Here is a 12,016-nt window from a genome sequence, read left to right as displayed (position 1 = left end):
GGTTATCAGTCCCGTTGGGACGAGAAACGCTATGCGCAAATTTAAGCTTCTTACCCTCAGCGTGATGCTTGTTCTGACGGGCTGTTCGCTGGCGCCGGACTATCAGCGGCCCGCGTTGCCGGTGCCGCAACAATTCTCCCTGAGCCAGAATGCGCTGGTTTCTGCGCCTGCGGGATATCAGGAGACCGGCTGGCGAACCTTTTTTGTTGATGAGCAAGTAAAGTCGCTGATCGGCGAGGCGTTACGCAATAACCGTGACTTGCGCATGGCGACGCTGAAAGTGCAGGAAGCCAGAGCGCAATACCGGGTGACGGATGCCGATCGTTATCCGCAGCTTAATTCCGATGCCAGCGGAAGCTGGGAAGGAAAATTAAAGGGTGACAGCAGCAGTACCCGCGAATATGAAGCCGGGCTGAATCTGAGTTTTGATCTGGACTTTTTTGGTCGGCTGAAAAACATGAGTGAGGCTGACCGACAGAACTATTTTGCCAGCGAAGAAGCGCGCCGGGCAGTGCATATCTTATTAATCTCAAACGTGGCGCAAAGTTATTTTAATCAACGGCTGGCGTACGCGCAGTTGCAAATCGCACAAGAAACGCTGGAAAACTATACACGCTCTTACGCATTTGTAGAAAAGCAGTTGCTGACCGGCAGCACGACCGTTCTGGCGCTGGAACAGGCGCGGGGCGTGATTGAAAGCACCCGCAGCGATATTGCGAAACGACAGGGCGAGCTGGCGCAGGCTAATAATGCGCTGCAATTGCTGTTGGGCACTTATTCTGTGCTGCCGGATGACAGAGCGCGCGATAGCGGAGATATTAAAAACGTGACGCTCCCGCCGTCGCTTTCCTCGCAAATCTTGTTGCAGCGCCCGGATATTATGGAAGCTGAACATACGTTGATGGCGGCGAATGCCAATATTGGCGCGGCGCGCGCGGCCTTTTTTCCCTCCATTACCCTGACCAGCGGGGTGTCCGGCAGCAGCAGCGATCTCTCCCGTTTATTTAATGCTGCGAGCGGGATGTGGAATTTTATCCCGAAAGTGGAACTGCCGATTTTTAACGCCGGACGTAATCAGGCCAACCTCGATCTGGCGGAAATTCGCCAGCAGCAATCGGTTGTGAATTATGAACAGAAGATCCAGACCGCGTTTAAAGAGGTGGCAGATGCGCTGGCTTTGCGCCAAAGCCTGGACGACCAGATAACCGCGCAACAGCGTTATCTGAGCTCGCTGCGTATTACGCTGCAACGCGCCAGAGCGCTTTATCAGCATGGCGCGGTCAGCTATATCGAAGTGCTGGATGCGGAGCGCTCTCTGTTTTCAACCCAGCAAACGTTACTCGATCTGAATTACGCCCGACAGGCTAATGAAATTACGCTGTTCACCGCGCTGGGCGGCGGTTGGGTGGAATAAAAATTTATCGTTATTTTCAGGAGAAAGCATGATGAACAATACAGTAAAAGCGGCGATTTTGGGTCTGTTCTCCGCCGTGGTATTTAACGTTCAGGCGAATGAACACCACCACGGCGAGATGATGAATAACGCATCAGCGGCGCAGCAGGAGCAGGTGATTCATTCAACCGGCGTGGTTAAAGCCATCGACAAAGACACGAAAAAAGTGACTATCGATCATGAACCTATTCCGGCGGTCAACTGGCCTGCGATGACGATGCGCTTTACCCTGACCCCGGAAACCCGTTCCGGTGAAATTAAACCCGGCGACAAAGTGGCGTTTACTTTTGTTCAGCAGGGCAATCTCTCTTTATTACGCGATATTCAGGTCAGCCAGTAAAGCGTATTCGCTGTCTCTTTGTTCTTGCCCGGGTTTACAGAAGCGCGGGCATATCTCCCGCGTAACTGATCCAGAAAATGGATCGAATGGAAGTCACTATGGCGTCTTTAAAAATAAAAACTACCGCGCTTATTCTCGGCAGTATGATCGTCGGAGGGATTATCTCGGTCGGCGTTTACGCTTATTTTGCATCTGCGCATCAGCCTGTCGATACTGCGCCAGCCTCCGAAAAAGAGGCCCGTAAGGTTCTGTTCTGGTATGACCCCATGTATCCGAATACGCGCTTTGATAAGCCCGGTAAATCGCCGTTTATGGATATGGATCTGGTGGCGAAATACGCTGACGAAGAGTCAGACACGACCTCTGCGCCAGGCGTGCGTATCGATCCGGTACAGACGCAGAATTTAGGGTTAAAGACGGAGGCTGTCCGCCGTGGGCCGCTGCGCTACGCGCAAACTTTTCCGGCTAACGTCAGTTTCAATGAATACCAGTTTGTGATTGTGCAGGCGCGTTCCGCTGGCTTTATCGATAAAGTCTGGCCGCTGACGGTGGGGGATAAAATTAAGAAAGGAACGCCGCTGATCGACCTGACCATTCCTGACTGGGTTGAAGCCCAGAGTGAATATTTACTGCTGCGGGAAACGGGCGGTACGGCAACGCAGGTGGAAGGCATTCTTGAACGACTGCGTCTGGCCGGGATGCCGGAAGAGGATATCCGCCGCTTAGTCTCGACCCGTAAAATTCAAACCCGTTTTACCCTGAAAGCGCCTATTGATGGGGTGATCACCGCGTTCGATCTGCGCGCCGGGATGAATATCGCCAAAGATAACGTGGTGGCGAAAATCCAGGGGATGGACCCGGTGTGGATCAGCGCGGCCGTTCCTGAATCCATCGCATGGCTGATTAAAGATGCCTCGCAGTTCGATATTACCGTGCCCGCGTGGCCGGATAAACGCTTCACCATCAGTAAATGGGCGATTCTGCCAAGCGTGGACGCCACCACCCGTACCCTCCAGTTGCGCTTACAGGTTGATAACCCGGATGAAGCGCTCAAGCCTGGAATGAATGCGTACCTGAAGCTGAAAACGCAAAGCGAACCGATGCTGCTAATCCCGTCTAAGGCATTGATTGATAATGGAACGGAACAGCGGGTGATCGCCGTTGACAATGACGGTCGCTTTGTGCCGAAACAGGTCTCGGTGTTCCATGAATCACAAGGCGTGACGGCGATTCGCGCCGGGCTTGCCGAAGGTGAAAAAGTGGTCTCCAGCGGACTGTTCCTGATTGACTCCGAAGCCAATATCTCCGGCGCGCTGGATCGTATGCGGGCGCAATCTGCTGCGCCCGATCATGCGGCCCATTCACATTGAGGGAATGACAAATGATTGAATGGATTATCCGCCGCTCCGTAGCGAACCGTTTTCTGGTTGTGATGGGGGCGTTGTTCCTCAGCATCTGGGGAACCTGGACCATCATTAACACGCCGGTTGATGCGCTGCCTGACCTGTCTGACGTGCAGGTAATTGTGAAAACCAGCTATCCGGGACAGGCGCCGCAGATTGTTGAAAATCAGGTGACCTATCCATTGACGACCACCATGCTGTCGGTGCCAGGCGCGAAGACGGTGCGCGGTTTCTCGCAGTTTGGCGATTCTTACGTGTACGTCATTTTTGAAGATGGCACCGATCCCTACTGGGCGCGTTCCCGCGTGCTGGAGTACCTCAATCAGGTGCAGGGGAAACTGCCTGCGGGCGTCAGCGCGGAAATGGGGCCAGACGCCACCGGCGTCGGCTGGATATTTGAATATGCGCTGGTGGATCGCAGCGGTAAACACGATCTGGCGGAACTGCGCTCTTTACAGGACTGGTTTTTAAAGTATGAGCTGAAAACCATTCCGAATGTGGCGGAGGTGGCCTCGGTCGGCGGCGTGGTGAAAGAGTACCAGGTCGTTATCGACCCGATGAAACTCACGCAGTATGGCATCAGCCTTGCGCAGGTGAAGTCGGCTCTGGACATGTCCAACCAGGAGGCGGGGGGCTCCTCCGTCGAACTGTCAGAAGCGGAATACATGGTGCGCGCCAGCGGCTATTTGCAGACCCTCGATGACTTCAACAACATTGTGCTGAAGTCTGGTGAGAACGGCGTTCCGGTGTACCTTCGCGATGTCGCCCGCGTACAGATTGGCCCGGAAATGCGCCGGGGCATTGCTGAGCTGAACGGCGAAGGCGAAGTAGCGGGCGGGGTGGTGATCCTGCGTTCCGGTAAAAACGCCCGGGACGTTATTTCCGCCGTGAAGACGAAGCTGGAAACGCTGAAAAGCAGCCTGCCGGAAGGCGTTGACGTCGTGACAACCTACGATCGCAGCCAGCTGATTGACCGCGCTATTGATAACCTCAGCTACAAATTGCTCGAAGAGTTTATTGTGGTTGCGCTGGTCTGCGCGCTGTTCCTGTGGCATGTCCGCTCTGCGCTGGTGGCGATCATTTCGTTGCCGCTAGGCCTCTGTATTGCCTTTATCGTGATGCATTTTCAGGGGCTGAACGCCAATATTATGTCGCTCGGCGGGATCGCCATTGCGGTAGGGGCAATGGTGGATGCCGCGATTGTGATGATCGAAAACGCGCATAAGCGGCTGGAGGAGTGGGCGCACCAGCATCCCGGCGACCCGCTGGATAACGAAACGCGCTGGAAAGTTATCACGAACGCCTCGGTGGAAGTGGGCCCGGCGCTGTTTATCAGCCTGCTGATTATTACCCTGTCGTTCATCCCGATTTTTACCCTCGAAGGGCAGGAAGGACGCCTGTTCGGCCCGCTGGCATTCACCAAAACCTATGCGATGGCAGGGGCGGCCTTCCTGGCGATCGTGGTGATCCCGATCCTGATGGGCTACTGGATTCGCGGCAAGATCCCGGCAGAGAGCAGTAATCCGCTTAACCGCTTTTTGATCCGCATTTATCACCCGCTGCTGTTGAAAGTGCTGCACTGGCCGAAGACCACGCTGCTGGTGGCGGTACTTTCGATCCTGACGGTCATCTGGCCGCTTAATAAAGTGGGCGGGGAGTTCTTACCACAAATTAACGAGGGCGATCTGCTGTATATGCCTTCCACGCTACCGGGGATTTCGGCGGCGCAGGCGGCGGATATGCTGCAAAAAACCGATAAGCTGATCATGACGGTGCCGGAAGTGGCGCGCGTGTTCGGCAAAACCGGCAAGGCGGAAACGGCCACCGACTCTGCGCCGCTGGAGATGGTGGAAACGACGATCCAACTGAAACCGCAGGATCAGTGGCGACCGGGAATGACGATGGACAAAATCATCGAAGAACTGGATAAAACGGTGCGCTTACCGGGGCTGGCGAATCTGTGGGTGCCGCCAATCCGTAACCGAATCGACATGTTGTCTACCGGGATAAAAAGTCCGATTGGCATTAAAGTGTCCGGCACCGTGCTGGCTGATATTGATGCCACGGCGGAGCAGATCGAAGAGGTTGCCAGAACCGTACCGGGCGTTGCGTCGGCGCTGGCGGAACGGCTGGAAGGAGGCCGTTACCTCAATATCGACATTCATCGTGAAAAAGCCGCCCGTTACGGGATGACCGTCGGTGATGTACAACTGTTTATTACCTCCGCAGTCGGTGGGGCGATGGTAAGCGAAACCGTGGAGGGGATTGCGCGTTATCCCATTAACCTGCGCTACCCGCAACGCTATCGCGACAGCCCGGAAACCTTACGTCAACTGCCGATTCTGACGCCAATGCAGCAGCAAATTACCCTGGCGGATGTGGCGGACGTGAAGATCGCGCCAGGACCGTCGATGTTGAAAACCGAAAATGCCCGACCTGCAAGCTGGATCTATATTGATGCGCGCGATCGTGACATGGTGTCGGTAGTTAACGATCTGAAAAAAGCGATCGCGGAAAAGGTGCAGTTGAAACCGGGAACCAGCGTGGCGTTTTCCGGGCAGTTTGAGCTGCTTGAACGCGCCAGCCATAAGCTGAAGCTGATGGTGCCGATGACGCTGATGATTATTTTCGTTCTGCTGTATCTGGCGTTTCGTCGGGTGGGAGAAGCGCTGCTGATCATTACCAGCGTTCCTTTCGCCCTGGTCGGCGGGATCTGGTTCCTGTACTGGATGGGTTTTCATTTGTCCGTTGCCACCGGAACAGGATTCATCGCGCTGGCAGGCGTCGCCGCAGAGTTTGGCGTGGTCATGCTGATGTACCTGCGTCATGCGATTGAAGCGGAGCCGTCTCTGGATAATCCACAAACCTTTACGGCAGAGAAACTTGATGAGGCGCTGTACCACGGTGCGGTTCTCCGCGTGCGGCCAAAGGCCATGACCGTGGCGGTGATTATCGCCGGTCTGTTGCCTATTTTATGGGGAACCGGGGCGGGTTCAGAAGTGATGAGCCGTATTGCCGCGCCGATGATTGGCGGTATGATCACCGCGCCGCTGCTGTCGCTATTTATCATTCCGGCGGCGTATAAACTGATGTGGTTGCGCACGCATCAACATAAGCGCTCATAACGTTATACCTGCTGCGCCAGTCGTCCGGCCCGTGGAGTACGCTTCATGGGCCGGATGAGATGCCATAGCGTATTGAACGGTGAATTATGTTTATCTTTTAAAATCAAGTTATTACTGTTTCGTGGTGAATATTTTGTCTTTATCGCCGCAAAGAAAGTAAGCCTTAACAGGTTAATTTATTTTAAGTGTTTCTGCTCAGGTTCATTATTATTTTTTCCCTCCTGACGTTACATTTTTGTTCTCCAGATCTTCTTCAATATTAAAGACGATGCCGCAGTGTAAATTCCACGCATAATGAAAAAATCCGACAGTCTACTCCTTTAGTTTATATTGCAATCCCTCTTTTTTTATTTCAGAATCGCGGCGCGAGCAGCGATGTTATTCCAAATTGTTATAATTTTGAGTTAAATTTGTATTGTGTAGCACATAAGTTACGCTAACTTTAATCATTTATGAATGTTTTTATGTATCAATAAAACGGCAAAAATAGTTAAAAACTTAATTTCTCACGAATTATTTGATCTGGAATCCATTATGGTAATCAAAAGCCAGGGATGGGGGACGATTTTGCGTTTTTCACATAAACGAGAATGAGATGTATCTCGAATAAAAAATAAGGACTTGCTGATGAGTTTTGGATTGATGAAGGATAACAAGTTTGAAATTATCGCTGTTTTCCGTGAAGAGCTACTAAAGAAGACTAAACTAGAGCTTAAATATGCCAACACTAGTGTGGTCACGCAGCTGGAAAAAGTTGATTTTGAACATTTTGTTATCCCTCACCATAAGGATATTGTCACCAAAAAGATCCAAACGTTTATTCTTCACAGTGAAAATGGAATTATAAAATTTAACGCCAGAATTGATCAGGAAATGTCAGACGGCATGGAGAATGCGCTGGCGTATTTCATTCCCGAGATGGTCTTTCTTATACAACGACGCCAGCATCAGCGCTTCTCCTTCCTGAAGGGACACAGTTTCAACTGCTTTGGACGATATAAAAATGGAGAGAATTATTCTTTCAAAATTAAAAATATGTCCAGGGGGGGATGCGCATTAATTGCGCAGGATGCGAATACGCGTTTTCTCTATAAAGATGCCGTCATAAAAGGCGCGTCTCTGGATTTTGAGCAATTCGGCTATTTGCAACTCGACTTAAAAGTGGTGGATGTGGTGATGGTCAATGAATTTGATGCAGAGAATCAGCTGTATTCCTGTTATCAGGTCTCCTGCCGTTTTGATTTTAAAAATTCGCGTGAAGAAGCAGAGATCGAAAGAATCATCATTAGTTTTTTAATGGGCAATAAAGTTCGACGGCTATAAAGGGTAAAGGGTGGTCATGATGATGTTGTGAGCAACGGTATCCCTGCCTCCCTGACGCTCCGCCTTACCCTGCGAGGATCTCTTGTTCCGCATGTTTTACCTGAACTTCCAGCGTATCGCGAATTTCCGCTAATGCGCGCTCCTGCTCGGCAAAGTACGCTTCTTTGTCGGTTACGGATGTGGCAAGACGCCAGGCGTTCTCCGTTTCCAGCTCGCTTATCTCTTTGAGCAGGGCGTTAATTTGCGTTCTGAGTTGCTCTATCTTACTGCGCAGATGGGCAAGATTGTTCAGCCTGTCGCTCGCCAGCATCGGCTCCAGACCGCTTTGCAACTGGGTAAGTAGCGAACGGATCGTGGCCAGGTCGGCATTCTGCCGGGCCTGGTTAAGTTGAACCATCATCTGGTGCGCTTTTTCTTTCAGCTCATCGGCGACCACGTCCGGGTGGCAGAGTCGGCTGGCCTGGCGCCACAGGCGTTTAAGCTCATTACGTTCATCAGCAGAGAGGCGCTGATCGCGCGCATAGCGGTGCTGCGCATCCTGATGCTGCTCCTGATATTCCTCATATTCGTGATCGGCCTCTTCACGCGCCTGTCGGGTTGCGCTGTCATCCTGACGTGAGAAATCATTCTCCAGCTCGCGAATTTCCGCCAGCAGGGAGGTGATAAGTTCCGTCTGCTGCTGAATACGCTTTCTGGTTTCCACCGCTTCCCGGGAGGTTGAGCTAAGGCTCACCCAGTGCTGTTTAAGCTTCACTAACTGATCGATAGCCTGAGAAATATACTGCTGGCAGGACTGATAGTCCTTTTCACGTCGTCTAAGTTCGGCCTCTTGCCTACGCTGCGCGCTGGCGGCCAGCTGTTTGCGCAGCTCCAGAATACGGCCCATGAGCGGGCCAAGGCGCAAGTGATACAAATCGTTGAAGTCGTCGAGGATCTGGATGCGGGCATTGCGTTTGTCGATCAGCTCGCGTAGCTGCGTTTCGAGCGCCTTCAGTTCCAGCTTGCTGGCGGCGATGCCGGGGTCCTGCCACGTCGAGACGGCGCGCTGGGACTGTAACCAGGCGGCAATTTCACGCATCGCGTCGCCGAAACGTCGCTCCTCGATCGCCAGGGCAATGGTGCCGATGGCCGCATCCAGAGAGGCGTCTTTCAGGTGCGCAAGTTGCTGATGGATGATCTCCTCATCCTCAAGTTCGATGGCGCTTTTGACGATCTCTAACCGTTTAATGATTTTATTCATGACAGCCGATGCCCGACGTGACTCAAAAACGAGTGACAGATAGTAGATCCGACTCACGCGTTTGAAAATATAGAAAAAAAATTAAAACATATTCTGTGGTGTGTGAAGCCTTTTCGTCCAGAACAATTCATGAAAATTATACGACGTGCCCAGGTATGTCCATCTGGCTTGTACTTCAAACCACCGTTTTGAAATTTCGTCTTTCGGGTGAATTATTCTTGCTTCGCTAAAGAGAATAAGTATAGTTCTCATTCTCTTTATTATTTAATGGCCTGGCGGCGAATGCGCTTACGGTTCGTAAGACTTTCCCTCTCTACACGGATGGTTCATCACGTCACTGCCGCGTGCAAAGGACGTTATCAGGCTTTTTTCACATGGTTCACATTACCCAGGTAAGGATTTCCAAAATGAAAAAGACAACATCCGCGTTGGCCCTGCTGATTGCCGTTGCATTAAGTGGTTGTGCGGCCACTTCCGGTTCTTCAACCCCCGTTGCGCCGCAGGCAACGCCGACTGCGCCAGCCGTTGCGACCGATGTTCAGAAACGTGATTTAGCCGATGGACTGTATGAAATGGCGTTAAGCCCGTCAGGCGATGCGCTTTACGTTGCCAGCGCCGAAGGTTTTAAAGATGTGCAGGGCGGGGTGGTCTACAAACTGGACCCGAAGACGCTGAAAACCATTGGCGCCAGCCACACTGACCTGAAAAACTTCGGTATGGCGATTTCGCCGGACGGTAAAACCGTCTATGTCACCAATTCGCTGGATGGCGGCGTGAGCGCGCTGAATACCGCCGACGGCAAAGTGAAAAACCGTGTGCTCTTCCCGGAACGTAACCCGGAAGGATTCCCGTACGGCGCGCGTCAGGTTCTGCTGCATAACGGCCTGCTGTATATCGGCGCCGTTGCCGATCCGGCGGTGATCTGGGTCGTCGATGCCGACACCCTGAAGTTGAAAACCCGCATCAAAAATACCGGTAAATGGATGACCGGTCTGCACTACTCTGACAGCACGCAGCGTATCTATGCCGCGAATGGCGGCGGTGAAATTCTGGTTATCAATCCTCGCACGCAGCGCGTAGAAAAACGCTGGAAACCGCTGGGTGATAAACCGGCGCTGCTACTGAATATGGCGGAAGATACGCAAACCGGTCGCCTGTTTGTTACCGACAACTCCAAAGCGAAAACCACGCTGGTGCTGGATATCCATACGGGCAAACTTATCAAACAGCTGGAGGTGGGTGATTCCTTATCGGTGAAATTCAACCCGAAACGCAATGAACTTTATATTTCTCAGCGTGAGTCCGGGAAGTTGCTCAGCCTCAACGCGACGGATTACAGCGTGAAGAAATCCTGGGATCTGCCGCCGAATCCAAACAGCCTGCTGCTGTCCGCCGATGGTCAGACGCTGTATGTCACGGTGAAACAGAAATTCAATAAAGATCACTCGACTGATGCGCCAGACAGCGTGGTGCGTATTGATCTGAACAAATAATAAATAGCGTCGCCTCGGGGCGTCAGGCAGGGATGCCTGGCGCATCCCTGAGGATTGTGCCTTGCGGCAACTATAGCGAAATGTTAAAAGGTGCCCCTTCAATAAAAACGATACAGGGGTAGGGCGTGAAAAACGCGTCAACTGCATCTGGCAACAGTTTGTCTGATGCTGCGTCGAACGGAGAGCCGACGCTTCAACGGGGGTTGCAAAACCGCCATATTCAATTGATTGCGCTGGGCGGCGCAATTGGTACAGGTCTGTTTCTGGGGATTGGCCCCGCCATTCAAATGGCTGGCCCGGCGGTTCTGCTGGGTTACGGCGTCGCCGGAATTATCGCTTTCCTCATCATGCGCCAGCTGGGTGAAATGGTGGTTGAAGAACCCGTTTCCGGCTCTTTCGCGCACTTTGCATACAAATACTGGGGCCCCTTCGCCGGTTTTCTTTCCGGCTGGAACTACTGGGTCATGTTCGTACTGGTTGGGATGGCGGAGCTGACTGCCGCCGGTATCTATATGCAATACTGGCTTCCCGATGTTCCAACCTGGATCTGGGCCGCCGCATTCTTCATTATCATCAACGCCGTTAACCTCGTGAACGTGCGCCTGTACGGTGAAACGGAGTTCTGGTTTGCGCTAATCAAAGTGCTGGCGATTATCGGCATGATCGGCTTTGGCCTGTGGATGCTCTTTTCTGGTAACGGGGGAGAACATGCCAGTATCGAGAACCTCTGGCGCTACAACGGCTTTTTCGCTACCGGCTGGAACGGGCTGATCCTCTCTCTGGCGGTGATCATGTTCTCTTTCGGCGGGCTTGAGCTTATTGGGATCACCGCCGCTGAAGCACGCGATCCGCATAAAAGCATTCCAAAAGCGGTGAATCAGGTGGTTTACCGTATTCTGCTGTTTTATATCGGTTCGCTGGTGGTGCTGTTAGCGCTTTATCCGTGGGTGGAAGTGCAATCCAACAGCAGCCCGTTCGTGATGATTTTCCATAATCTCGACAGTAACGTGGTGGCTTCTGCGCTGAACTTTGTCATTCTGGTGGCCTCGCTGTCGGTTTATAACAGCGGCGTCTATTCCAACAGCCGTATGCTGTTCGGTCTTTCCGTTCAGGGAAATGCGCCGAAGTTTTTAACCCGCGTCAGTCGCCGTGGCGTACCGGTGAACTCGTTGGTGCTCTCTGGCGCTATCACCTCGTTGGTGGTACTCATCAACTATCTGCTGCCGCAGAAAGCCTTTGGCTTACTGATGGCGCTGGTGGTCGCCACGCTGCTGCTGAACTGGATTATGATCTGCCTGGCGCACCTGCGTTTTCGCGCAGCGATGCGGCGCAAAGGTCGCGACACGCAGTTCAGGGCGTTGCTGTACCCTGCCGGGAACTACCTGTGCATTGCTTTTCTGGCGATGATTCTGGTTCTGATGTGTACCATTGACGATATGCGCATGTCGGCGGTATTGCTGCCGGTATGGATACTGTTCCTGTTCGTTGCCTTTAAATTACTGCGCCGTAAAACCCGTTAATCCTGCAGCCCGGTGGCGTTGCGCTTACCGGGCCTGCACAGCCGCCACCCGCAACATCGCGCGCCGCGCCACACTTCACCTTTATCGTGACTCTCCTCGCAATTCTTATTTGATCCGCA

General features: G+C 52.6%; 8 protein-coding genes. 7 read left to right on the top strand and 1 reads right to left on the bottom strand.

Translation table 11 applies throughout. The features are described from left to right. Window positions 1–31 precede the first annotated feature (31 nt). From OGV67_RS21880 to OGV67_RS21860, 5 genes are all read left to right on the top strand, one after another. Window positions 32–1,414 (top strand): efflux transporter outer membrane subunit, encoded by a 1,383-nt coding sequence (locus tag OGV67_RS21880; RefSeq protein ID WP_115614990.1) that lies wholly within the window; start codon window positions 32–34, stop codon window positions 1,412–1,414. Between the two features lie 31 nt (window positions 1,415–1,445). Beyond that, entirely contained in the window at window positions 1,446–1,793 is a 348-nt protein-coding gene (cusF, locus tag OGV67_RS21875) for a cation efflux system protein CusF (protein ID WP_115615347.1), read from the top strand. 98 nt (window positions 1,794–1,891) lie between these two features. Beyond that, window positions 1,892–3,163, top strand: coding sequence for an efflux RND transporter periplasmic adaptor subunit (locus OGV67_RS21870; RefSeq protein WP_200003499.1), 1,272 nt, complete (start codon window positions 1,892–1,894; stop codon window positions 3,161–3,163). An 11-nt stretch (window positions 3,164–3,174) separates the two neighbouring features. Then, window positions 3,175–6,321, top strand: coding sequence for a CusA/CzcA family heavy metal efflux RND transporter (locus OGV67_RS21865; protein WP_012133439.1), 3,147 nt, complete (start codon window positions 3,175–3,177; stop codon window positions 6,319–6,321). A gap of 627 nt (window positions 6,322–6,948) precedes the next feature. Next, on the top strand, window positions 6,949–7,644 hold the full coding sequence (locus tag OGV67_RS21860) for a flagellar brake protein (protein WP_012133436.1): 696 nt from the start codon (window positions 6,949–6,951) through the stop codon (window positions 7,642–7,644). A 64-nt stretch (window positions 7,645–7,708) separates the two neighbouring features. Here OGV67_RS21860 and OGV67_RS21855 read toward each other — a convergent pair whose 3' ends face one another. Further along, window positions 7,709–8,884, bottom strand: a complete 1,176-nt coding sequence (locus OGV67_RS21855) for a coiled-coil domain-containing protein (protein ID WP_047458292.1) — start codon at window positions 8,882–8,884, stop codon at window positions 7,709–7,711. Between the two features lie 407 nt (window positions 8,885–9,291). On the opposite strand from OGV67_RS21855, the gene OGV67_RS21850 reads away from it, so the two are divergent. Together OGV67_RS21850 and pheP are read left to right on the top strand one after the other, a co-directional pair. Continuing rightward, window positions 9,292–10,377 carry a YncE family protein gene (locus OGV67_RS21850; RefSeq protein WP_115614989.1) on the top strand — a complete coding sequence of 362 codons (1,086 nt, stop codon included), beginning with the start codon at window positions 9,292–9,294 and terminating at the stop codon, window positions 10,375–10,377. A 125-nt stretch (window positions 10,378–10,502) separates the two neighbouring features. After that, on the top strand, window positions 10,503–11,897 hold the full coding sequence (gene pheP, locus OGV67_RS21845; RefSeq protein WP_115614988.1) for a phenylalanine transporter: 1,395 nt from the start codon (window positions 10,503–10,505) through the stop codon (window positions 11,895–11,897). Window positions 11,898–12,016: the final 119 nt, after the last annotated feature.

The sequence above is a fragment of the Citrobacter sp. CK188 genome (assembly GCF_030333525.1).
In the GTDB taxonomy this organism is placed as follows: domain Bacteria; phylum Pseudomonadota; class Gammaproteobacteria; order Enterobacterales; family Enterobacteriaceae; genus Citrobacter_B; species Citrobacter_B koseri.
Note: the sequence above shows the minus strand (reverse complement) of the source record. Positions and strands in the feature narration are given on the sequence as shown.

What these genes read in the sequence shown, in the direction of transcription:
- OGV67_RS21865 (WP_012133439.1), top strand. Translation starts at nt 3,175, where the DNA reads ATGATTGAATGGATTATCCGCCGCTCCGTAGCGAACCGTTTTCTGGTT.
- OGV67_RS21855 (WP_047458292.1), bottom strand. Translation starts at nt 8,884, where the DNA reads ATGAATAAAATCATTAAACGGTTAGAGATCGTCAAAAGCGCCATCGAA.
- cusF (WP_115615347.1), top strand. Translation starts at nt 1,446, where the DNA reads ATGAACAATACAGTAAAAGCGGCGATTTTGGGTCTGTTCTCCGCCGTG.
- OGV67_RS21860 (WP_012133436.1), top strand. Translation starts at nt 6,949, where the DNA reads ATGAGTTTTGGATTGATGAAGGATAACAAGTTTGAAATTATCGCTGTT.
- OGV67_RS21880 (WP_115614990.1), top strand. Translation starts at nt 32, where the DNA reads ATGCGCAAATTTAAGCTTCTTACCCTCAGCGTGATGCTTGTTCTGACG.
- OGV67_RS21870 (WP_200003499.1), top strand. Translation starts at nt 1,892, where the DNA reads ATGGCGTCTTTAAAAATAAAAACTACCGCGCTTATTCTCGGCAGTATG.
- OGV67_RS21850 (WP_115614989.1), top strand. Translation starts at nt 9,292, where the DNA reads ATGAAAAAGACAACATCCGCGTTGGCCCTGCTGATTGCCGTTGCATTA.